Genomic DNA, 22,532 nt, shown 5'->3' with positions numbered 1-22,532 from the left:
GGGCTCAGGGGGCCGCGAGGGCGAGTGGGACAGGTGGGACGACGACAAGACGGCCGCACCCCGGGTCGGGGTACGGCCGTCCTTCGACAGCACGCTTCAGGCCGGTGTCACCAGCCGGCGGGGGCGTAGTCCTTCAGGAAGCAGCCGTAGAGCTCCTCGCCCGCTTCGCCGCGCACGATCGGGTCGTAGACGCGGGCGGCGCCGTCCACCAGGTCGAGGGGGGCGTGGAAGCCTTCCTCGGCCAGGCGCATCTTGTCCGGGTGCGGGCGCTCGTCGGTGATCCAGCCGGTGTCGACGGCCGTCATCAGGATGCGGTCCTTCTCGAACATCTCCTGGGCGCTGGTGCGCGTCAGCATGTTCAGGGCGGCCTTGGCCATGTTGGTGTGCGGGTGGCCCGCTCCCTTGTAGCCGCGGCTGAACACGCCTTCCATGGCGGAGACGTTGACCACGTACGCCCGGCCCGCGGCAGCGGCCATCGCCGGACGCAGACGGCTGATCAGGATGAACGGCGCGGTGGAGTTGCAGAGCTGCACCTCCAGGAGTTCGATCGGCTCGACCTCCTCCACCGTCTGGATCCAGCTGTTGGTGTGGTGCAGGTCGGGTACGAGCCCGCCCGCGTCGATCGCCGTGCCGGCCGCGATGCGCTCCAGCGAGGCGGATCCGGTGACCAGCGCCAGACCGGTGACGTCGTCGGCGGTCAGCCCCTCCTTGCGGGCGGCGGGCAGCGCGGCCACCCGGTCGACGCTGCCGCTGCCGAAGGTGCCGATGACCTCAGCCGGCGGCAGCTCTCCGGCGGGCAGCGGTGCCGACTCGGCGGCGAGCAGTTCGCTGTACGCCTGCGGGGACCGTCGTACCGTCTGCGCGGCGTTGTTGATCAGGATGTCCAGCGGGCCCTCGGCGGCGACGGAGTCGGCCAGCGCGACGACCTGGGCGGGGTCGCGGAGGTCGATGCCGACGATCTTCAGCCGGTGGATCCACTCGTCGCTGTCCGGCATCGCCTTGAAGCGGCGGATCGCGTCGTTCGGGAAGCGGGTGGTGATCGTGGTGTGGGCACCGTCGCGCAGCAGGCGCAGCGCGATGTACATGCCGATCTTCGCCCGGCCGCCGGTGAGCAGCGCGCGGCGGCCCGTGAGGTCCGTACGCGCGTCGCGCCGGGCCCTGTTCTCGCGGGCGCAGTCCTGGCAGAGCTGGTGGTAGAAGGCGTCCACCTCGGTGTAGCGGGTCTTGCAGATGTAGCAGGACCGCGGCCGCTGGAGGATGCCCGCGATCTCCGCGGTGGCCGAGGAGGAGGGCAGGACGCCCTGCGTCTCGTCGTCGATCCGCTCGGCGGAGCCGGTGGCGGTCGCCTCGGTGACGGCCTTGTCGTGGGCCGTCTTGGCGGCGCGGCGCTCCTGGCGGCGGCGCTGCTTCACGGTCCGGTAGATCCCGGCGGTGGCGCGTCGCACCGTGATGGCGTCCGGGTGGTCGACGTCGATGGAGTCGAGCTCGTCCAGCACGCTCAGGCAGACGGCCAGCCGCTCCGGAGCGATACCGGGACCGAAGTCCTCGATTTCGGGCGCGAGTCCCTGGCTTTCCTCTGTCACCGTCATGCTGCTGCTTCCTCTGTCGTCCTGGGTGGTGTCGGCGGATCGAAGTCGGTCAGGTCGTCGTGACCCCGGCCACGTTCCGCCGGACACCGCCTGCCCCGCGGGCCACCGGTCGTCGCGGGCCCGGACACCCGGTCAAGTCTGCCATGGGCGCAACCCTCCTCCGTCCGGGTGTACAAATGCTCCGCGCGCGCGGAGGCGGGCGCGGCCCGGGTGGCCGGTGACGCGGCCCACTCACCGCGCCGACCGGATCTCCTCGAAAGTTTCTGAAATCGGCAGGCATGACTCCGGAATCCCCGGGCAGACGCCGGACCGACAGCTACGGCAACAGGGAGGGCGACACCATGACGGCGATGTCATTGCGAACCACCGGAGCTGGCGCCGCGCAGGCGTCGCTGCACGACCGGGCCGGGACGCGGGCACCTGCCGGTATCGGTACGGAGACCGGCCAGGGCGAACTGCCCTGGATCGAAGAGGCCGGGAAGGTGGCCCCGCAGGACGCGCGGGCCCTCTCGAAGATCTTCTTCGACCGCCTCCAGACGGTCGAGGAAGGCACCCGCGAGCATCAGTACGCCCGCAACACCCTGATCGAGATGAATCTCTCACTGGTGCGGTTCGCGGCCTCGCGGTTCCGCAACCGGGGCGGGGACGACACCGAGGACATCATCCAGGTCGGCACGATCGGCCTGATCAAGGCGATCGACCGGTTCGACCTCTCCCGCGAGGTGGAGTTCGCCACCTTCGCGGTGCCGTACATCGTGGGTGAGATCAAGCGGTTCTTCCGTGACACCACCTGGTCCGTGCACGTGCCGCGCCGGCTCCAGGAGCTGCGCGTCGAACTGGCCAAGGCCAAGGAGCAGCTCTCCGCGAAGCTGGACCGCGACCCCACGGTGAAGGAGCTCTCGGCCCATCTCGACCTCTCCGAGGAGGAGATCATCGAGGGTCTGGTCGCCGCCAACGGCTACTCGGCCGGCTCGCTCGACACCCCGTCCTCCGAGAGCGACGACGGCCAGGACCAGCGGGCCTACGCCGAGATGCTGGGCGAGCGGGACCCCGCCATGGAGACGGTCGAGAACCTGCACACCCTCGCGCCGCTGCTGGAGCAGCTCGACGACCGCGAGCGCCGCATCGTGCAGATGCGGTTCGGGCAGGAGATGACCCAGGCGCAGATCGGCGCGGAGCTGGGCGTTTCACAGATGCACGTGTCCCGGCTGCTGAGCCGGATCGTGGCGCGGCTGCGCGCCGGGATGTCCGTCGAGGAGTAGGACCGTTTTCGGTCGGGTAGCAGCCGCCGGACTCGCTCCGGCCGGCCCTCCCGGGACCCACGTCCGGCGCTCCGGCACCGGACGTGGGTCATTTATGCTTCCAGGCACGGTGCGGGGAGACCCGCGCCTTCCTTATGAGGGGGTGGAGTGTGACCGAGCTGCCCACGAGGGGTGTGCCGGTCCGTCAGGCGGGACCCGCCGCGGTTCCCGCTCAGCAGACGACGGCCGTCGCGGCCGCGAACGGCTCCGTGTGGGGCGTGGACGCGGTGATCCTTCTGGTGGAGGACGACGCCGGGGACGCCCTCCTGGTCGAGGAGATGCTCTCCGACAGCGACCTCGACCCCTCCCTCACCTGGTGCAAGACGCTGGCGGAGGCACGACAGTTCCTGCGGACCTGCCGCACCCCCGTCTGTGTGTTGCTCGATCTGCACCTTCCCGACGTGCACGGGCTCGACGCCGTGACGCAGATCGTGGAGGCGTCCGGGGACGCGGCCATCGTGGTGCTGACCGGACTCACGGAGGCGGGTACCGGGCTCTCGGCCGTGGCCAACGGCGCCCAGGACTACCTGGCCAAGGGCCGGCTCGATCCGGAGACGCTGGGCCGCGCGATCCGGTACGCCCTCCAGCGCAAGCAGGTGGAGCGGGCCGCGGCGGCGCTGCGGGCCAATCAGCAGATGGCGCAGGAGAACGCCCGGCTGGAGCGGGGCCTGCTTCCCGTGCCGCTGCTGCGGGACGACCGCTTCGAGGCGGTGGCCCGCTACGAACCGGGTCGGGTCCACGCCCTGCTGAGCGGTGACTTCTACGACGTGGTGCAGACGGCGGACGGCACCGTGCACGCGGTCATAGGGGACGTGTCCGGCCACGGCGCCGCCGAGGCCGCGCTCGGGGTGTGTCTACGGGTGGCCTGGCGTACCGCGGTGCTCTGTGGCACCAGCCCGCTCGACCAGATCAATCTCCTGGAGGAGATACTGGTGGCGGAGCGTTCCGACCCGCACCTCTTCGCGACGGTGACCACGCTCACCTTCACTCCGGACGGGAGCCGGGTGGGCATCGTGCGCGCCGGTCACCCGGGGCTGCTCCTGCGCCAGGGCGGCGAGATCTCCTGGGTGGAGCCCGAGACCGGTATGGCGCTCGGGCTGCTGCCGGGGGCGCGGCACTGGTCGGAGAGCGAACTGGCGCTGGGCCCGGACAGCAGTCTGGTGCTCTTCACGGACGGCCTCTTCGAGGGGCGTACCGGCCCCGACAGCCGCCTCGGCGAGGAGGGGCTCCTCGCGATGGCGCAGGGCTGCTCGGAGCTGGCGGCCCGGCCGTTCATCGACGCCCTCGTGGCGGGGGCCACGGCCGGGGCGGCGCCCTGGGGCGGGCTCGCGGACGACGTGGCCGTACTGCATCTGAGCTGGGGAAAGGTGGAAAACAATGGCTGACCCCCAGGGGAAGCCCATACGCGCTGGAGGCGCCTCACGGCTGTCGGTGCAGAGCTGGGTCCACCTGATCCTGGGCGGCTTCGTCGTCGTGGTCGTCACCTGTCTGGTGATCGGCTCGGTGGTCCTCAGCGAGATGTCCGCGCGGACGAACGAGCTGGTCGACCGGGTCCAGCCGGCGCGCTCGGCCTCGTTCCAGCTCCAGAACGCGCTGCTCAACCAGGAGACGGGTGTCCGGGGCTTCGTGCTCACCGGCGACGACTCGTTCCTCGAACCGTACAAACAGGGTCAACGCGACGAGAAGGAGCGGCTGGCCCGGGTGCGGGAGCTGGTCGGGTCCGAGCAGCCGTACGCCGGTGACCTGGACCGGATCGCGGCGGCGGCCGCGAAGTGGCGCACCTCGCAGGCGGAGCCGCTGATCGGATCGGTGCGGGCCAGCGGTCCCACCGGTGAGGCGTCGGCGCCGCTGCTGCAGAGCAAGACGGAGTTCGACGCGCTGCGCGCTCTCTACGGTGTCCAGCAGGACCACCTGGACCAGGCCCGTGACCACGCCCGTGACCAGCTGGACGACGCCCGCGCGACCCGCGACCGGGTGCTCCTGGCGCTGATCGCCGGGTTCCTCGCCTCCGTGGTGGCGTTGAGCCTGCTCTTCCACCGGGTGGTCGGCAGGCCGCTGAACCGGCTGCGCGCCGCCTCGGACGAGGTCAGGTCGGGGACGTACGTGGGAAAGATCGACGTGCGCGGTCCCTCGGACGTGCGGTCGGTGGCCTCGGCCGTCGAGTCGATGCGGGTCCGGCTGGTGGACGAGCTCGCGGAGTCGCGGAGCCGGGAGACGCTGCTCGCCGAGCAGACGGAGGAGCTGCGGCGTTCCAACGCGGAGCTGGAGCAGTTCGCGTACGTCGCCTCGCACGACCTCCAGGAGCCGCTGCGGAAGGTGGCGTCCTTCTGCCAGCTGCTGGAGAAGCGTTACGGCGAGGAGCTGGACGCGCGCGGCAAGCAGTACATCGACTTCGCGGTGGACGGCGCCAAGCGGATGCAGGTCCTCATCAACGACCTGCTCACCTTCTCGCGGGTGGGCCGGGTGCACGAGAGCTGGCAGGCGGTGGAGATGGAGCGCGGGCTCGACCGCGCGCTGGCCAATCTGACGCTGGCGATCGAGGACGCCGGGGCGGAGGTCGTCCGGGACGAGCCCCTGCCGGAGGTGCTGGGCGACTCCACGACGCTGGCGATGGTGTGGCAGAACCTGATCGGCAACGCGGTGAAGTTCCGCCGCGCGGACGTTCCCTGCCGGATCGAGGTGGGGTGTGTCCGCGAGGACGAGGTGTGGCACTTCACGGTGGCGGACAACGGCATCGGTATCGCGCCGGAGTTCGCGGACAAGGTGTTCATCATCTTCCAGCGGCTGCACGCGAGGGACGCGTACGACGGCACCGGCATCGGGCTCTCCCTCTGCCGCAAGATCATCGAGTTCCACGGGGGCCGGATCTGGCTGGACCCGGAGCCGGCCGAGGGTACGCTGATCCACTTCACCCTGCCCGTCAGCCCGGACGCCCCCACGCACACCACGGCGGAACTCCTGGCTCCCGCCCTGCTCGCCGTCCCCTCGGGAGATGCCACGTGACCAGTTCCGTACAGCCCATCGAGGTCCTCCTGGTGGAGGACGACCCCGGCGACGAGCTCATGACGCGGGAGGCGTTCGAGGACAACAAGATCCGCAACACCCTGCACGTGGTGCGCGACGGGCAGGAGGCGCTGGACTTCCTCTACCGGCGCGGCCCGCACGCGGGGGCTCCCCGGCCCGACCTGATCCTGCTCGACCTGAACCTGCCGAAGTACGACGGCCGCCAGGTGCTGGAGCAGATCAAGAGCGACGCGGAGCTGGCCACGATCCCGGTGGTGGTGCTGACCACGTCCTCCGCCGAGGAGGACATCCTGCGCAGCTACAAACTGCACGCCAACGCCTATGTCACCAAGCCGGTGGACCTGGACCAGTTCATCGCCGCGGTCCGGCAGATCGACGACTTCTTCGTGACGGTGGTGCGGCTTCCCGGGCGTACGTGAGCCCGCCGCCGGTTTTCCGGATTCACCAGGAGTGGGATGCCCCGGCCCGGGTAGACGGCTCCCGTGACAACGACTCTCACCTCCCCCGCCGGGCCCTGGCTGGAGCACATGAACGAACAGGCCGCTTCGTTGCCGGACGTACCCGGACCTGGCATCCCTTGCACCGACGTCCTGCTGACGGCGGAGGTGTTCGACGGTGAGCCCGGGTGCATCGCGCAGGCGCGCGCCCTGGCGGACCGGTTCCTGACCCGGCTCGCGGCCGAGTGGTTCGCCCCGCTCGGCACCCACACCCGCAGCGATCTGCTGCTGACGGTCAGCGAGCTGGTGACCAACGCGGACCGCTACAGCCACGGCCCGTACCTCCTGGAGCTGGAGGGCACCGCCGAGAGCGTGAGCGTGACGGTCTACGACAGCAGCACCGCGCTGCCGGTGCTGTACTCCCCCGACCCCGCGCGGCTCGGCGGGCACGGCATGGAGATCGTGGTGGCGCTCTGCGACCGGGTGACGGCGGAGGCGGTCCCGGTGGGCAAGCGCATCCGGGCCGAGTTCCGCCTCGGTTCCTGAACCTCGGCCCCGAAGAGCCCCGGCCCGAAGAACCCCGACCCGCAGAGCCCCGACCCCGCAGAGCCCCGGCTCCGAAGAACCTCGGCTCCGCGACGCCGCGGCTCCTGGACGGGCGGGCTCGGCCCGGACGCGCGGGGGCGCCTCTCAGCGCACCGGCTGGCCCTTGCCCAGGGCGATGACACCGTTGCCGGAGACCGTGTAGTACTCCCGGTCCCGCTCCGGGTTGACGCCGATCGCCGCGCCGGGCGGCACGTCGACGTTCTTGTCGAGGATCGCTCCCCGCACGATGGCCCCGCGCCCCACCCGTACGTTGTCGTGCAGCACCGATCCCTGGACGACGGCCCCCTCGGCGACGACGACGCCGGGCGAGAGGACCGACCGGGAGACCTGGCCGCGGATCACGCAGCCGGGGCTGATGACCGACTCGCTCGCGATCCCGCCGGCCACGATTCTCGCGGGCGGCAGCGGACCGGCGTGGGTGTAGATGGGCCAGCGCCGGTTGTCGAGGCTGAAGGCCGGCCGGTCGGAGAGCAGATCCATGTGGGCGTCGTAGTAGGCGTCGAGCGTGCCCACGTCACGCCAGTAGCCGTGCTGTACGGACGTCTCGCCCGGCACGTGGTTCTCGTCGAAGTCGTAGACCTGCGCCTGCCCGCGCGCGGTGAGCATCGGCAGGATGGAGCCGCCCATGTCGTGGACCGAGTGCGGGTCCTCGGCGTCCCGGTGCAACGCGTCCACCAGGACCTTCGTGGTGAAGAGGTAGTTGCCCATGGAGGCGAAGACCCGGTCGGGGTCGCCCGGCAGACCGGGCGGGTCGGTGGGCTTCTCCAGGAACCTCTCGACCTGGGTGCCGTCGGTGCCGGGCGTGATGATCCCGAACGCGGACGCCTCCGCGCGCGGCACCTTGATCCCCGCGACGGTGACGCCCGCCCCGTTGTCGATGTGCTTGGCGAGCATCTGGCGCGGGTCCATGCGGTAGACGTGGTCGGCGCCGAACACGGCCACGTAGTCCGGCTGTTCGTCGTGGACCAGGTTGAGCGACTGGAGGATGGCGTCGGCGCTCCCCAAGTACCAGCGCGGGCCCAGCCGTTGCTGCGCGGGCACCGGTGTGACGTAGTTGCCGAGCAGGCTGGACATCCGCCAGGTCGTGGAGATGTGCCGGTCCAGCGAGTGCGACTTGTACTGGGTCAGTACGCAGATGCGCAGCACGTCCGCGTTGACCAGGCTGGACAGGACGAAGTCGACCAGCCGGTACGTGCCGCCGAACGTCACCGCCGGTTTGGCCCGGTCGGCGGTGAGCGGCATCAGCCGCTTTCCCTCCCCTCCCGCGAGTACGATTCCGAGCACCGAAGGTCCACCGCGCATCGCCGCCCCTTTGTCCGACCTCCACCGGCGCCTTTGCCGGTGGTCACTCACCTGCCGCGCGGATCTCCCGGTACAGTTCCGCGGTGCGGCCGGCCACCCGGTCCCACCCGAACTCCTCGACGGCGCGCCGCCGTCCGGCCGCGCCCATCCTCCGGGCCCCGGCCACGTCGCCGACCACCGTGTTCAGCGCTTCGGCGAGCCGGAGTTCGAAGCGCTCCGGCTCCGCCTCTTCGTACGGGACGAGCAGACCCGTACGCCCGTCGTCGACCACCTCGGGGATCCCGCCGACGGCGGAGGCGACCACGGGTGTGCCGCACGCCATCGCCTCCAGGTTGACGATGCCGAGCGGTTCGTACACCGAGGGGCATACGAACACCGTCGCGTGGGTGAGGAGTTGGACGACGTCGGGCCGGTCGAGCATCTGCGGGATCCAGTGCACGCCTTTGCGGCCGGCGTCGAGTTCCTCGTACGCGAGGCGGAACTCCTCGGCGAGTTCGGGGGTGTCGGCGGCTCCGGCGCACAACACCAGCTGGGTGCCCGGCTCCAGGAGGCGCGCGGCACGCAGCAGGTGCGGGACGCCCTTCTGGCGGGTGATCCGTCCGACGAACAGGACGTACGGCCGGTCCGGGTCGATGCCGAGCCGGGCGAGGACGTCCGTGCCGGGGTCGGGGGCGTAGAGCCGGGTGTCGATGCCGTTGTGGATGACCCGCACCCTGGCCGCGTCGAGCTCCGGATAGCAGGCGAGGATGTCGTCGCGCATGCCGTGCGACACCGCGACGACCGCGTCGGCGGAGGCGAGGGCGGTGCGCTCGGCCCAGCCGGAGAGGGCGTATCCGCCGCCGAGCTGCTCGGCCTTCCAGGGGCGCAGGGGTTCCAGCGAGTGGCAGGTGACCACGTGCGGGATGCCGTGCTGGAGCTTGGCGAGGTGGCCTGCGAGGTTGGTGTACCAGGTGTGCGAGTGGACCAGGTCGCGGTCGCCGAGGGCGGCGGCCATCGACAGGTCCACGGAGAGCGCCCGCAGCGCGTCGTTGGCTTCGGCCGGGAGCGCCGGGCGGTGCCAGTGCACGCCGTCCTCCCCGCCGTCGGGCTCGCCCCAGGCGTGCACGGCGAGATCGACCAGCGGCCGTAGTTCGCGCGCCAGGAACTCGACGTGCACGCCGGCGCCGCCGTACACGCCGGGGGGGTACTCGCGGGTGAGCAGTCCGACCCTCATGCCTTGATGGTCACTCACGCGGCGCCTGCGCGAAAGACCCCGTCACGGGTCGGTGGAACCGGGGCCTGTGTGGATCATGCCGGGCTCGGGGGGTCCTGGTCGTCACGTTGCGGGTACGCCGCGTGGCGGTGCGGATCTTCTGCGGCGGGCCCGGGGAAGGAGGGCTACCGTCGAAGGAAGGACGTCGCACACCTGCCCGTACTACGGAGGCAGTACGCCGGATCGCCCCCTCTGGGACGACGACTCGGCGGCTTGCGGAGGACATCGTGGTCCCATGAGTTCCCTCGTGCTTTCCGTGCTGTTGTCCCTGGTCTCCGCGGTCGCCTACGCGGCCGGGGCGATCGTGCAGGAGCGGGTGGCCTCCGGCGGGGACCGGCGCTCGTACGCGCCGTTGCGCAACGCCGCCTGGTGGGCGGCCGTGGGGCTCAACGGCGCGGGGGCGCTGCTGCACGTGGTGGCGCTGGCGTACGGCCCGCTCAGCCTCGTCCAGCCGCTCGGGGCGCTGACGATCGTCTTCGCGCTGCCGATGGCGGCGCTCTTCGTCGGGCGTGCGGCGGGGCGCACCGCGTGGCGCGGGGCCGTCATGGCGACGGTGGGACTCGCGGGACTGCTGGCGCTCACCGGGAGCGCCGAATCGCACGCGCTGGGTGGTGCCGACCAACTGCTGCTGGCGACCGCGACCTTCGGGGCGGTCGCGGCGCTCTTCCTGGCGGGTCAGGGGCTGGGGCAGCGGCCGATGTTGCGCAGCGTGGTGCTGGCGACCGGTGCGGGGGTGGCGTTCGGAATGGCCTCGGTGTTCACCAAGACGGTGGCCGTCGAGTGGACCTCGGGCGCGCTCGGGGAGGGGCTGCCGTCGCTGCTGGTGATCGCGGTGTTCGCAGCGGCCGGGCTACTGCTGTCGCAGGCGGCGTACCGGGGGGCGGGGCTGACCGCGCCGCTGGCCACGGTGACGGTGGTGAACCCGGTGGTGGCGGCGGTGGTCGGGCTCACGCTCTTCGGGGAGCACTTCCGCTTCGGGCCGGTGGGGACCCTGCTGGCGCTGGCGAGCGGTGCGCTGGCGGCGGCCGGGCTGGTGCTGCTGACGACTCAGCGGCTGGCCGCCGAGCGGCGGGACGGCCGGCCCGCCGACGCCGACGGGGCGGACGGGGCGGACTCCGGGGTTACGCGGCGCCGGACGCCCGGACCCCGGAAGGGCGGGCGGGGCCGGGTGGCGCTGCCGGAGCCCGCCGAGGAGCCCGAACGGCCCGCCGCCGGATCGTCCGGCGGCGGGCGGTCGCACTCCCCGGCGGTGGGCGGACCCTCGTCGGCCGCCCCCGGTAGCGGGCTCAGACCTTGACCCCGCCTGCCCTCAGGTAGGCGAGGGGGTCCACGTCGGAGCCGTAGGCGGGCCCGGTGCGGATCTCGAAGTGGAGGTGCGGGCCGGTGGCGTTGCCGGTGGAGCCGGAGCGGGCGATGCGCTGTCCGGCGGAGACCTGCTGGCCGGCGCGCACGTTCAGGGCCGAGAGGTGGGCGTACTGGCTGTACTTGCCGTCGCCGTGGCGGATCACGATCTCGTACCCGTACGCGCCGGCCCAGCCGGCGGAGACGACGGTGCCCTTGGCGACGGCCTTCACCGAGGTGCCGGTGGCGACCGGGAAGTCGACGCCGGTGTGGTAGCCGCTGGCCCAGGAGCCGGACTGGTGGTACGGGGTGCCCAGGGACGCCTGCACGGGGGCGACCATTCCGACCGCCTTCGACGCCTGCTTGGCGGGGGCGGGGGCGGCCGCCGGTTTCGCCTGCGCGGGCTTCGCGGCCGCGGGCTTCGCGGCGGGCTTGGTGGCGGCGGGCTTGGCGCTCTGCTGTTTCGCGGTGCCGGATGCCGCCCGGGCGGGCGCGAGGTCGAGTCGCTGGCCGGGGAGGATGAGATCGGGGTCCTCGCCGATGACCGTGCGGTTGGCGGTGTAGAGCCCCTGCCAGCCGCCCTGGAGCCGCTCGGTGGCGGCGATGGCGGAGAGCGAGTCGCCGCGCGCCACGGTGTACGCCTCGCGCTTGCCCGGCACCGTGGTGGGGGTGGCGGCGGGGGCCTTCTTCGGCGCCTGCCCGGCGGTGGCGGCCGAGGTCTTCTTCGGGGTCTGCGCGGCGGTGGCGGCCGAGGTCTTCTTGGGGGTCTGCGCGGCTACCCGCTTGGCCGCTGTCTGCTTCGCGGTGGCCGGTAACGCGGCGGGGCGGGACCCCTGGGCCTGCGTGACCGTTCCGGACCCGGCGTCGTCGCGGGTCAGCCCGGCCCGCTCGGAGCAGACCGGCCACGCGCCCGGACCCTGCCCGTCGAGGACCTTTTCGGCGATCGCGATCTGCTGGTCCTCGGTCGCGAGATCGGCGCGTGCGGCGAAGGCGGTGCCACCGTACGCGGCCCAGGTGGACCCGCTGAACTGGAGCCCGCCGTAATAGCCGTTGCCGGTGTTGATGTGCCAGTTGTTCGTCGACTCGCAGGCGGCGACCTTCTCCCACGTGCCCACGGACGCGGCGTGGGCGGTGCCCGCCGCGATCAGGGGCAGGGCTATCCCCGCACCTCCCGCCGTCACCGTGAGCGACGCCCGGTTGATCCGACTCGGCTGGTATCTGCGATGCCGTCCGTTCGCGGCCATGATGAGGCTCCCCCGCTGGCAGGTGGACACAGTTCAGGCGTCAACTTAGGTGCGCACAAAGGCTCGTGACAAGTGCACGACCACACCGGCGTCCCCGCCGGAGCCGGGCGCGAACGCCCGGAATCCGTCCTCCGGGCGCCTGACCAGGGCCGCGGGCACGGCGGTCGCGATGCGGGCCGTGGCCGGTGACCATGGTCACCGACTGTCGATCAGCCGGGGAGGACCGCGTTCCACTCCTCCCGGGTGGGGCCGTCGTGCCGGGGCGCGAAGCCGGGGCGTGCGGCCAGCCAGGCGCCCACGTGCCGGTCCACTTCGTCGGTGCCGTAGGCCTCGTGGGGGTGGAGCAGGAGATGGCGCACCTGGGCCCGGGCCCGCATGACGACGGGATCCTCGAAGGCACAGGCGGCCCGGGCGGCGGACCAGCGGTCCAGGTGCGGTGAACTCACCGCGAGCCGCTGCCCGTTGGCACGGTCGGCGGCCACCTGCCCGTCGAACCACGGGCGGAGAGCCTGGTTCGTCCAGGCGTGGTACGTAGCCGGGTCGGCGGCGATCCGGTCGGCATGGGTGGCGAGGTACTGGGCGGCGCGGAGCCCGAGGGCGGTTCCCTGGCCCAGCGTGGGGTTGGTGTGGATGAGGCTGTCCCCGGCGCCGACCAGGCCGCTGACCACGGGTCCGCGGTCGTCGGTCAGCGCGGTCCAGCGGTTGTCCAGGCCCGCCATCGCGAGAACACCCGACTCCGGTACGGGAGCCAGGGCGAGCCAGGCGTCGAGGGCGGGGAAGAGCCGGGCCACGGCCTCGAACACGGCTGGGTCGGTGAGTGCGCCGCGGGTGGGGTCGCCCGTCGGAAGAACGAGGTTGACGGCGAAGGTGTCGTTGTCGGAGGGAAAGACCCCGGCGAGCGCGAACGGTGCGGCCGAACCGGTCTTCACCCGCCCGGGATCGCGCGGGCCGTCGGGGTGCAGGCGGTACCAGCGGCAGAGATACGCGATCCCGGTCCGGTGGTTTTCGGCCACGGGCGGGCGGCAGCCGGCCTCGGTCAGCCAGCCGGGCACCGGCGAGCGCCGGCCGGACGCGTCGACGACGAGGTCCGCCCGGTGCGTCTCCTCTCCCACCCGCACGCCGGTGACCCGGGCGGGACGACCCGCCTCGACGGTGAGGCCGCGCACCCGGCGACCCGGCCGCACCTCGACGGCGGGTTCCCGCCGTACGGCCGCGAGCAGGGCGGCCTCCAGCACGATGCGGCGGGTGCGCAGGGTGACCAGCTCCTCGTCGCCCGGACGGTACGGGGGATGCTCGTCGAACCAGTCGAACTCGTGGTACTCCCGGGCCCCGCGCGCCAGCAGGTCGGCGTACACGTCGGGGGTCTCGGCGCGCAGCACCGTGCGCACGGGCGCGAGGAGCGCGTGGGGCTGGTCCGCCTGCGGGACCCGGGGTCTGCGCCAGTGGAAGAAGTCCTGGTCCAGGTCGTCGCCGGCCTGTCGGGCGTCCTGCTCGAACAGGGTGACCGGGTGGCCGCGCCGGGCGAGCATGAGCGACGCCCCCAGTCCACTGATCCCCGCCCCGATCACCGCGACCCGCACCATGAGCGCCTCCTCGCGTCCCCGTACTCGTACCCGTCGGCGTCTCTCCGCTCAGGAGGAGGCGGCGCGTACGGCGGTCACGGCCAGGGTGGTGTACTCCATCGTGAAGCGTCCGCCCAGGGAGTCGATGGCACCCCCGACCGCCTCCAGCACCTCGGCGAGCTGACCGGGACGGAGTCGGGTGAGGCCGCCGGTGGTGGGGAGCAGATCCAGCCATTGGTCGCGGGTGTAGGACCGCTCCCAGTCGAAGCGCCACTGCTCGGGCTCCTCGAACCGTCCGGTCTCCCGGATCCTGTCGCCGATTTTCGCGTAGACCGCCTCGTAGAGGCCGAGCGGACGCCGGGCCGGCTGGCCGCTGAACGGGGAGTCTGGTGCCGCCCGCCGGAGTGCCTCGGCCAGCGGTTCCGCCACCTCGGCCGGCGGCTCGTACGCATGTCCGAAGATCGCCAGCCGTCCGCCCGGCCGCAGTACACGGGCCGCCTTCACGGCACCGGCGACCGGGTCCACCCAGTGCCACGACTGGGCGGCGACGACCGCGTCGAAGGTCCGGTCGCCCGGCTGCCAGTCCTCGAAGGTGGCCACCTCGACCCGCAGGCCACGGGCCCGCGCGAAGTCGGCCATCCGCGCGTCGGGCTCGACGCCGAGCACCTCGCAGCCGAGCGCCTGGAACTGGCGGGCCGCGATGCCGGTGCCGCAGCCGACGTCGAGCACGTCCCGCGCCTCGGACCCGGGGTTCCCGGCGGCGATCCGCGTCACCAGCGGTTCGGGATAGCCGGGCCTGGCCCGGTCGTACCCTTGCGCGTCGGCGCCGAACGACTCAGCCATACGCCGGGCCTGATGCGACGCCACTCGGGGTGATTCCGGCTGCTCCCGCGGTAGTGTGGGCATGCGCCCACTTTAACGGGCACATGCCCACTCGACAACGGGTTCCGAGGGGCTGACGCACGAGAGGATCTGTGAGTGCCGACCGGGGTGCACCTTCGCGACGCGCGGCAGCAACTGTTCGACGCCGCCGAACGCGTGCTGTTGCGCGACGGCCCGAACGGGCTGACCAGCCGGGCCGTCACCGACGAGGCGGGATGCGCCAAAGGCGTCCTGCACCGGCACTTCGCCGACTTCGACGCCTTCCTCACCGACCTGGTGCTCGACCGGGCCGCACGGCTGGAGCGGCAGGCGGACGTGCTGCGCGGGTCGGCCGGCACGGGCACGGTGGCCGACAACCTCGCCAGCGCGCTGACCACCTTGTTCGGGCCGGTTCCGGTGGCGATCATCCCGCTCATCACCTTCCGGGACGAGCTGCGCGCACGGCTGCGGCAGGCCCGGCCCGGAGGCGGCATCGCGATCCTCGCCGAGGCCACGGCCGCGATCTCCGGCTACCTCGCCGCCGAGCGGGAACGGGGCCGCATCGCGGCGGACGCCGACATCGACGCGCTCACCCTTTCCCTGGTCGGCGGCGGGCATCTCCTCTTCGCGGACCGTGACCCCGGCCCGTCGGACGCGGCGGCCGTCAGCAGGCTCGTGACCGCGGTCGTCGCGGATGCCGTGCGGCGGCGGCCGGTCTGAGGGCCGTCCGGCGACTGCGACTGCCCGCAGCCGCGTCCGGGGGCAGGGCTGCCCTCGTGGGGCGGAACCGCTGCGATCGCCGCCGGTTGGCGGCTTCTACGGGCGCCGCTCCCACGTGGCCCGGGTGAGTTCGTACTCGACTTCGCCGTGCTCGGACCCTTCGATGGCCTCCGGCCAGTCCTCGGTGAAACCGCGGAGGAACGACAGGCCCGCCTTCTCCATCACACGCCGGGATCGGGTGTTGACCGCCATGGTGTTCGCGGTCACCCGCTCCACCCCGAGAGCCGTGAAGCCCTTGCGGATCAGGGCCCGCGCCCCCTCGGTGGCGTAACCGCAGCCCCAGGCGGCCTTGTTCAGCCGGTAGCCGAGCTCCACCACGGCGGGGTCGTGGTCGTCCAGGGGCCGGAACTCGAACCAGCCCAGGAAGACGCCGGCGTCCTTCTCCTCGGCGGCCCAGTAGCCGCGGGTCCCGAAGCACGGGTGGTCGTGGAGGAGTCTGGGCAGGGTCCGCGTCTGGATCACCTCGCGACTCGTGGGGCGCCCGCCGTTGATGAAGCGCATGACGTCGGGGTCGTTGTCCAGTGCGAGCAGGTGGTCGGCGTCTGCCTCGGTGAACGCGCGCAGCATGAGCCGATCGGTCTCCAGGAAAGTTTTCACACCGCGATCTTCACCACCGGCAGTTGGGACCGCAACGGACATGCGCAGCAGCCGGAGGAGGAGGAGCGGGCGTACGCACCACCTCGGTCACGGCGATGGGTTGGCTCCTTGGACGACCGGCCATCGGAAGCGCGCTGCGGCTGACGTGAGGCGGTGAACCCCTATGCCGTGGAGGGTCACGAGGGCGGTGTGGACGGGGTCGAGTTCCCCGACCGGGCGCCCGAAGTAGGCGAGGATCTGCGTGAGTTCCAGGTCGATGGCTTCGGTCGAGTCGGTGATGCGGTCGAAGCGGGCTCCGAGGCGAACCGGCCCGAGCATGCAGCGCACGGTGGCAGTGGCCTCGGACGGTCCCACGATGGTGACCTGATCGATCGCCAGTTCCACCTCGACCGCGTGGATGCCAGACGTGAGGGGCTCGGTCATGACGCGGCTTTGGTGCATCGAACCAGGATGACGGCCTCGAAGCGGGCGGCGGAGGCGGGCTCCTCAAGGTCTCGCGGCTGTGCCGCTGAGCGTCTCACGTCCCAACACTACGAACCTCTCAGCCAGTTCCTCGCACATTTCAATGGCCTCGCTTGCACATTGCTCGTCTCCCCGTCCACGAGCCAGGAGTTCAACCTCGTTGCGCCAAAGGTTCATGGCCGCCATCAGGTTGTCCGCAGCACGCGCCATCAGGTCCGGCCCGAGCAGCTTCACGACGTCCACGGCTTCATCAGCCTCCTCGACAGCCGACCCGAACTGCTGAAGCGCTTCGGTCATGTCGGAGGGCCGCCGAGCACCCTCTCCCTGCAACACCACGTGGGCGGCGCGGCCCACTCGGTATGCGCGACTGCACGCCGTGGCGAGCGTCGAATAGGCCGAGGTTCTTCCCTGCCTCTCCGACTGATCGTTCTGAGTGCGCCGCTGTTCCGATCCACCGAGGCGGGTGGCGGTTCGCGTCCCCACCACTCCGCTCACTGCGCCCACGACTGTTCCGATCAGCCCGATAACCGCTCCGTCCATGTCCTCATTCAAGTTGAAGAGGGCGGATGATGCCCGGCTCTCTCCCAAACCTCGGAGCCGACCTGGTGTACGCATGGCACCTTCGTGCGCCATGTCTGCTCATGAGCGACTGCCGAAAGGCCGTGGCCCGACCGGCCATCCTTCTCGCCATGCCGGTCTGGCCACCGATGGCACCGCCAAGTCCGGAGTGGGCAGGATCGGCACTCGTACGCGCCGATGGGCCGGCCCCGCACATCTGGCCGGCGATGCGGGGCTCGACGAGCAAGGATCAACAGAGCGCGAGCTTGAACCCCTCGTGGCTGCGCGCGAAGCCCAGAGCGGCGTAGAAGCGGTGGGCGTTGTCGCGCTGCTTGTGGCTGGTCAGCTGGACCAGCGCGCAGCCACGCGCGCGTGCCCGGGCGGCCGTCTGCTCCATCAGGGTGCGGCCGAGCCCGCCCCCGCGCCGGTCCGCGCGGATGCGTACCGCTTCGATCAGGACCCGCTCGGCGCCGCCTTTGCCGAGCCCGGGGATGTACGTGGCCTGGAGGCACCCCACCACCGTGCCGTCGTCCTCCACCAGGACCAGCATCTCGTTGCGCGGGTCCGTGTCGATCGCCGCGAAGGCGCGCTCGTACGACTCCGTCACCGTGACCGCCGCCGGGTCCACCACGCGTTCCTCGTCGGCGAGCAGGGCGAGTACGGCGGGCAGGTCGGCGCGGGTCGCGGGGCGCAGGGCATGAGAGGGTACGGCCTCGGCGGACTCGGGAACGACCTCGGCGGACTCGGACTCGGGCGCGGGGGGAGCAGACATGGCACAGACCCTAACCGGCCCCCTGACCGGGGATGTTCGCACCCCCGTCCGGTGATCACGACCCCCCGGAAGCCGGGACGGAGCGCGCCGCCCCGTTCACCCGGCCCGGCCGGACACCTCCAACCGCTCTCCGCGTCACACGCCTTCGGCCACCACCGCCCTGGCGCGCACCGCGGCTGCCGGAGTGCGGGCGGGTCCGGTCGCGGCGTCGGGGACGGGCCCCGGGGTGGGGCGGCTGCCGCCCCGGGCGAGGAAGTCGGAGAGGGGCAGGGTGGCCGCGCCGACGGTGACGGCGTCCGGGCCCAGCCGGCCCATCTCGATGGTGACGCGGGCGGCGGCGTGGCGGAGCGCGTACGCGTCGGCGTACCGGCGGATCGCGGGGAGGAGGTGGGGGCCGATCAGCAGTCCCGCCCAGCCGCCGAGCAGGATGCGCTGGGGCAGGAAGAGGTTGACGAGGTCCGCGAGTGCGGCGCCGAGGCATTCGGCGGTCTCGTCGAGCAGGGCCACCGCGACGGGGTCGGGGTCGGCGCCGCCGGGCGGCGGGTAGGCGGCGGCGAGGAGGGCGGCGAGCGCCGCTTCGTCGTCGGTGTCCTCGGGGAGCGGTCCGCCGGCTTCGTACCAGCGTTCGCGCATCGCCTCGCCGCCCGCGTACGCCTCCAGGCAGCCGATGGAGCCGCAGCGGCACCGGCGCCCCCTCAACTGGACGGTGGTGTGGCCCCACTCCAGCGGGACGCTGCTGCGGTCCTCGTCGAGGACGCCGCCCCGGTTCACGCAGGCGCCGACGCCGGAGCCGATGAGGGCGATGGCGGCGGCGTCCGCGCCGCGGCCGCCGCCGAACCACATCTCGGCCTGCCCGAGCGTCTTGGCACCGTTGTCGATGAAGAACGGCACCTCGGCGGGGATGTCGACGGCCTCGCGCAGCAGCCGCTCGAAGGGGACGGCCCGCCAGCCGATGGTCTGCCCGTGCACGACCGCCCCTGATCCGTCGGGGCCGTCGCTCCCCGAGGCGTGGGGGCGTTCGATGATGCCGGGGACCCCGATGCCGATACCGAGCAGCCGGTGCGCGTCGGCGCCCGCGTCGGCGAGGACGTCCTCGACGGCGGCCCGCACATGGCCGACGATGCGCTCGACGTCGTACCCGTGCTGCGCCAACGGCCGCTCGGTGCGGGCGAGTTCCGTGAGAGCGAGGTCGAACAGCTCGACGCGCACCCGGGTTTCGCCGATGTCGATCCCGATCAGCAGGCCGCCCGCGGGCGCCACCCGGAGGAGGGTGCGCGGCCGCCCGCCGTCCGAGTCGACGATCCCCGCTTCTTCGAGGACCCCCTCAGCGACGAGCTCGGCGACGACGTTGCTGATGGAACCTGAACTCAGCCCGGTCGCCGGAGCGAGCTCCTGGCGGCTCAACGGGCCGTCGAAATACAACCGTTGCAATACCCTTGCCCGGTTGCCCCGTCGCAGGTCACGCACGGTCCGTCTGTTGCGCTCGGCCATGTTGCTCCCTTCCTTCCCGCAACATACCCCGGTCCAACCCCTTGACGCGACCTTCCTTCAGCTCTTAGATCACGGCATAAATTAAGTCATGGAGGCCGTTCGGTTCCCGAACGCAGCCATCCCCGGAAAGGGGCCATCCCGTATGCGCAACATCAGAGCCGCCGCAGCCGCCACCCTCGCGATCTCCATCGCCGCCGGAGTCACCGGCTGCGGAGGCGGGTCCAACTCGGGCGGCGGAAGCAACGAGTCGCCGAAGACCCTCACGTACTGGGCCTCCAACCAGGGGCCGAGCGTCGAGGCGGACAAGAAGATCCTCACCCCCGAGCTGAAGAAGTTCGAGGAGCAGACCGGCATCAAGGTGAAGCTGGAGGTCGTCCCCTGGTCCGACCTCCTCAACCGGATCCTCGCCGCCACCACCTCCGGTCAGGGCCCGGACGTGCTGAACATCGGCAACACGTGGTCCGCCTCGCTGCAGGCCTCCGGCGCGCTGCTGCCCTGGGACACGAAGAACTTCGACGCGATCGGCGGCCGGGACCGGTTCGTCGAGTCGGCGGTCGCCTCGGCCGGTGCGGAGGGTCAGGACCCCGCCGCCGTGCCGCTGTACTCGCTGGCGTACGCGCTCTACTACAACAAGAAGATGTTCGCGGACGCCGGCATCGCGACACCGCCGAAGACCTGGGACGAGCTGGTCGCGGACGGCAAGAAGCTGTCCAAGGACGGCAAGTGGGGTCTGGGTGCCGAGGGCGGCAACCTCTCCAACAACATCCACCAGGTGTTCGTCCTCGGCAAGCAGCACGGTGCCGACTTCTTCGACTCCGCCGGCAAGCCGACCTTCACCTCGGACGGTGCCGTCGCCGCCGTGAAGCAGTACGTCGACTTCATGGCCAAGGACAAGATCATCGCTCCGGGCAACGCGGAGTACGCGCAGAACCAGTCGCTCACCGACTTCGCCAAGGGCCGTACCGGGATGGTGCTGTGGCAGGCCGCCGCCACCACCTTCGCCGCCCAGGGCATGACGCCGGACGACTGGGGCGTCGCCCCCGTGCCGGTCCCCTCCGGGGCCCCCGGCCAGGACAAGCAGACCAACTCCATGGTCGCCGGCATCAACATCGCGGTGTTCAAGAACACCAAGAACATCGACGGCGCCAAGAAGTTCGTGAAGTTCATGACCAGCGACGAGGAGCAGAAGCTCCTCAACAAGACCTACGGGGCGATCCCGCCGGTCAAGGCCGCCCAGCAGGACGCGGCGTTCGGCGTGAACGACCTCGCGGTGCTGCGCGACACGCTGTCCACCAGCGCGGCCCCGCTCCCGCAGGTGCCGAACGAGTCCCAGTTCGAGACGGCCGTGGGCACCGCGGTCAAGGACCTGTGGGCCGACGCCGCGGCGGGCAAGCCGGTGACCACCGAGACCGTCAAGGCGGCTCTCGAAAAGGCCCAGCAGACCATGGGGCAGTGAGGTTCGAACCATGACTTCCACCGTGACCGCCGACCCCCGGGTCGGTAAGTCGGACAGCGGTGGGGGCCGGGGCACCGGGGGTGCGCGCAGGAGACTGCCGCGCATCCCCGACCGGATCCGCAACGGCGGACTGCCCTATCTCCTGCTCCTCCCGGCGATCCTGCTCGAACTGCTCGTCCACCTGATCCCGATGATCGTCGGGATCGTGATGAGCTTCCGCCAGCTCACCCAGTTCTTCATCAGCAACTGGGGCAACGCGCCCTGGACCGGCCTCGACAACTACAGCATCGCCGTCGACTTCGACGCCCCGATCGGCGAGGCCCTGCTCCACTCCTTCTTCGTCACCTGCGTCTTCACCTTCTTCGCCGTCGGCCTGTCCTGGCTGTTCGGCGTGGCGGCCGCGATCATGCTCCAGGAGAGCTTCAAGGGCCGAGGCGTACTGCGGGCGATCTTCCTCGTCCCGTACGCGCTGCCGGTCTACGCGGCCGTCATCACCTGGGCGTTCATGTTCCAGCGGGACAACGGCCTGGTGAACCACGTCCTGCACGACCAGCTCGGTCTCACTGACCAGCCGTCCTTCTGGCTGATCGGCGACAACAGCTTCTACGCGCTGCTGGTCGTCTCGGTCTGGAAGGGCTGGCCGTTCGCCCTCCTCATCCTGATGGCGGGGCTGCAGAACATCCCGCGCGAGCTGTACGAGGCCGCCTCCATCGACGGGGCCGGCATCTGGCAGCAGATCCGCAAGATCACCCTGCCGTCGCTGCGGCCGGTCAACCAGGTGCTGGTCCTGGTCCTGTTCCTCTGGACCTTCAACGACTTCAACACCCCGTTCGTGCTCTTCGGCCGCGCGGCTCCGAAGAACGCCGACCTCATCTCGCTGCACATCTACCAGTCGTCGTTCGTCACCTGGAACTTCGGCACCGGTTCGGCGATGTCCGTGCTCCTCCTGCTCTTCCTGCTGCTGGTGACGGCCGTCTACCTGCTGGTGACCTCACGCAAAAAGAAGGGTTCCGGTGTCTAGCGCCACGACTCACAAGCGCCGTTCCCCGATGGCGGCGCCGGCGTCCTTCGTCTGGACCCGGCGGATCGTCCTGACGCTGCTGACCGGCTTCGTGCTGCTGCCCGTCTACGTCATGGTCAGCAGCTCGCTCAAGCCGCTCCAGGACGTGTCCGGCAAGTTCCAGTGGATACCCTCGGGCCTCACGATCCGGCCGTACTTCGACATCTGGAAGACCGTCCCGCTCGCGAAGTACTTCGGGAACTCGCTGATCGTGGCCGGTTCGGCCACGGTCGCCTCCGTGATCATCGCGGTGTTCTCGGCGTACGCGGTGAGCCGCTACTCCTTCCGGGGCAAGCGGGTCTTCACCGTCACCGTGCTCTCCACCCAGATGTTCCCCGGCATCCTCTTCCTGCTGCCGCTGTTCCTCATCTACGTGAACATCGGCAACAGCACGGGCATCGAGCTGTACGGTTCGCGCGGCGGGCTCATCCTCACCTACCTGACGTTCTCGCTCCCGTTCTCCATCTGGATGCTGATCGGATACTTCGACTCCATCCCGAAGGATCTGGACGAGGCCGCCAAGGTGGACGGCTGCGGTCCGATCGGCGCGCTGTTCCGGGTCGTCGTACCGGCGGCCGTGCCGGGCATCGTCGCCGTCGCCGTGTACGCGTTCATGACGGCGTGGGGCGAGGTGCTCTTCGCCTCGGTGATGACGAACGACACGACCAGGACCCTCGCCGTCGGGCTCCAGGGGTACGCCACCCAGAACGACGTCTACTGGAACCAGGTGATGGCGGCTTCGCTCGTCGTCAGCGTCCCGGTCGTCGCCGGGTTCCTCCTGCTGCAGCGCTATCTCGTCGCCGGCCTCACGGCAGGCGCTGTCAAGTGACCATCTCA

The 22,532-nt window shown here is 71.3% G+C and carries 21 protein-coding genes; 10 read left to right on the top strand and 11 right to left on the bottom strand.

Annotated features, from left to right (window positions below; all coding sequences use genetic code 11):
- Positions 1 to 107: 107 nt before the first annotated feature.
- Entirely contained in the window at positions 108 to 1,589 is a 1,482-nt protein-coding gene (locus tag ACWCWD_RS01460) for an SDR family NAD(P)-dependent oxidoreductase (protein ID WP_450769305.1), read from the bottom strand.
- 341 nt (positions 1,590 to 1,930) lie between these two features.
- Between ACWCWD_RS01460 and ACWCWD_RS01455 the strand changes: the two genes are divergently transcribed.
- From ACWCWD_RS01455 to ACWCWD_RS01435, 5 genes are all read left to right on the top strand, one after another.
- Positions 1,931 to 2,851, top strand: a complete 921-nt coding sequence (locus ACWCWD_RS01455; RefSeq protein ID WP_450769667.1) for an RNA polymerase sigma factor SigF — start codon at positions 1,931 to 1,933, stop codon at positions 2,849 to 2,851.
- 149 nt (positions 2,852 to 3,000) lie between these two features.
- Entirely contained in the window at positions 3,001 to 4,275 is a 1,275-nt protein-coding gene (locus ACWCWD_RS01450; protein WP_450769304.1) for a PP2C family protein-serine/threonine phosphatase, read from the top strand.
- Positions 4,268 to 5,893: a sensor histidine kinase gene (locus ACWCWD_RS01445; protein ID WP_450769303.1), complete on the top strand. Its 1,626-nt coding sequence runs from the start codon at positions 4,268 to 4,270 to the stop codon at positions 5,891 to 5,893. The genes ACWCWD_RS01450 and ACWCWD_RS01445 overlap by 8 nt, the downstream gene beginning before the upstream one ends.
- Positions 5,890 to 6,333, top strand: a complete 444-nt coding sequence (locus ACWCWD_RS01440) for a response regulator (RefSeq protein ID WP_327179446.1) — start codon at positions 5,890 to 5,892, stop codon at positions 6,331 to 6,333. Before ACWCWD_RS01445 ends, ACWCWD_RS01440 begins: the two co-directional genes overlap by 4 nt.
- A 108-nt stretch (positions 6,334 to 6,441) precedes the next feature.
- On the top strand, positions 6,442 to 6,897 hold the full coding sequence (locus ACWCWD_RS01435) for an ATP-binding protein (protein WP_450769666.1): 456 nt from the start codon (positions 6,442 to 6,444) through the stop codon (positions 6,895 to 6,897).
- A gap of 144 nt (positions 6,898 to 7,041) precedes the next feature.
- Here the strand turns inward: ACWCWD_RS01435 and glgC are convergent, their stop codons facing one another.
- Positions 7,042 to 8,259, bottom strand: coding sequence for a glucose-1-phosphate adenylyltransferase (gene glgC, locus ACWCWD_RS01430; protein ID WP_450769301.1), 1,218 nt, complete (start codon positions 8,257 to 8,259; stop codon positions 7,042 to 7,044).
- 43 nt (positions 8,260 to 8,302) lie between these two features.
- Positions 8,303 to 9,472: a glycogen synthase gene (glgA, locus tag ACWCWD_RS01425; RefSeq protein WP_450769300.1), complete on the bottom strand. Its 1,170-nt coding sequence runs from the start codon at positions 9,470 to 9,472 to the stop codon at positions 8,303 to 8,305.
- Between the two features lie 274 nt (positions 9,473 to 9,746).
- Here glgA and ACWCWD_RS01420 point away from each other — a divergent pair, with 274 nt between their 5' ends.
- Positions 9,747 to 10,808: a DMT family transporter gene (locus tag ACWCWD_RS01420; RefSeq protein ID WP_450769298.1), complete on the top strand. Its 1,062-nt coding sequence runs from the start codon at positions 9,747 to 9,749 to the stop codon at positions 10,806 to 10,808.
- Here the strand turns inward: ACWCWD_RS01420 and ACWCWD_RS01415 are convergent.
- From ACWCWD_RS01415 to ACWCWD_RS01405, 3 genes are all read right to left on the bottom strand, one after another.
- A complete protein-coding gene (locus ACWCWD_RS01415) occupies positions 10,798 to 12,096 on the bottom strand; it encodes a peptidoglycan DD-metalloendopeptidase family protein (protein ID WP_450769297.1) in 1,299 nt (432 codons plus the stop codon). The two genes, ACWCWD_RS01420 and ACWCWD_RS01415, sit on opposite strands and share 11 nt — an antisense overlap.
- Positions 12,097 to 12,305: 209 nt before the next feature.
- Positions 12,306 to 13,679 (bottom strand): FAD-dependent oxidoreductase, encoded by a 1,374-nt coding sequence (locus ACWCWD_RS01410; RefSeq protein WP_450769296.1) that lies wholly within the window; start codon positions 13,677 to 13,679, stop codon positions 12,306 to 12,308.
- Positions 13,680 to 13,727: 48 nt separating this feature from the next.
- Entirely contained in the window at positions 13,728 to 14,564 is an 837-nt protein-coding gene (locus ACWCWD_RS01405; RefSeq protein ID WP_450769294.1) for a class I SAM-dependent methyltransferase, read from the bottom strand.
- Positions 14,565 to 14,636: 72 nt separating this feature from the next.
- Between ACWCWD_RS01405 and ACWCWD_RS01400 the strand changes: the two genes are divergently transcribed.
- A complete protein-coding gene (locus tag ACWCWD_RS01400; protein ID WP_450769292.1) occupies positions 14,637 to 15,239 on the top strand; it encodes a TetR/AcrR family transcriptional regulator in 603 nt (200 codons plus the stop codon).
- 96 nt (positions 15,240 to 15,335) lie between these two features.
- On the opposite strand, the gene ACWCWD_RS01395 is transcribed toward ACWCWD_RS01400, so the two are convergent.
- From ACWCWD_RS01395 to ACWCWD_RS01375, 5 genes are all read right to left on the bottom strand, one after another.
- Entirely contained in the window at positions 15,336 to 15,896 is a 561-nt protein-coding gene (locus tag ACWCWD_RS01395; RefSeq protein ID WP_450769291.1) for a GNAT family N-acetyltransferase, read from the bottom strand.
- A gap of 87 nt (positions 15,897 to 15,983) precedes the next feature.
- The gene (locus ACWCWD_RS01390; protein WP_450769289.1) at positions 15,984 to 16,319 is read right to left on the bottom strand and encodes a hypothetical protein; all 336 of its coding nucleotides are present in this window, start codon (positions 16,317 to 16,319) and stop codon (positions 15,984 to 15,986) included.
- Between the two features lie 63 nt (positions 16,320 to 16,382).
- A complete protein-coding gene (locus tag ACWCWD_RS01385; protein WP_450769287.1) occupies positions 16,383 to 16,898 on the bottom strand; it encodes a hypothetical protein in 516 nt (171 codons plus the stop codon).
- A 268-nt stretch (positions 16,899 to 17,166) separates the two neighbouring features.
- Positions 17,167 to 17,688, bottom strand: a complete 522-nt coding sequence (locus tag ACWCWD_RS01380) for an N-acetyltransferase family protein (RefSeq protein WP_450769286.1) — start codon at positions 17,686 to 17,688, stop codon at positions 17,167 to 17,169.
- 135 nt (positions 17,689 to 17,823) lie between these two features.
- Positions 17,824 to 19,179: an ROK family transcriptional regulator gene (locus ACWCWD_RS01375; RefSeq protein ID WP_450769285.1), complete on the bottom strand. Its 1,356-nt coding sequence runs from the start codon at positions 19,177 to 19,179 to the stop codon at positions 17,824 to 17,826.
- Between the two features lie 142 nt (positions 19,180 to 19,321).
- On the opposite strand from ACWCWD_RS01375, the gene ACWCWD_RS01370 reads away from it, so the two are divergent.
- Genes ACWCWD_RS01370 through ACWCWD_RS01360 form a run of 3 tightly spaced genes read left to right on the top strand, consistent with a single transcriptional unit; the run spans position 19,322 to position 22,524 of the window.
- The gene (locus tag ACWCWD_RS01370; protein ID WP_450769284.1) at positions 19,322 to 20,635 is read left to right on the top strand and encodes an ABC transporter substrate-binding protein; all 1,314 of its coding nucleotides are present in this window, start codon (positions 19,322 to 19,324) and stop codon (positions 20,633 to 20,635) included.
- A 10-nt stretch (positions 20,636 to 20,645) separates the two neighbouring features.
- A complete protein-coding gene (locus ACWCWD_RS01365) occupies positions 20,646 to 21,656 on the top strand; it encodes a carbohydrate ABC transporter permease (protein ID WP_450769282.1) in 1,011 nt (336 codons plus the stop codon).
- Between the two features lie 28 nt (positions 21,657 to 21,684).
- On the top strand, positions 21,685 to 22,524 hold the full coding sequence (locus ACWCWD_RS01360; protein ID WP_450769664.1) for a carbohydrate ABC transporter permease: 840 nt from the start codon (positions 21,685 to 21,687) through the stop codon (positions 22,522 to 22,524).
- Positions 22,525 to 22,532: the final 8 nt, after the last annotated feature.

The organism is Streptomyces sp. NPDC001493 (genome assembly GCF_053597235.1).
The sequence above is the reverse complement of the archived record's forward strand: the minus strand, read 5'-3'. Positions and strand labels throughout refer to the sequence as shown.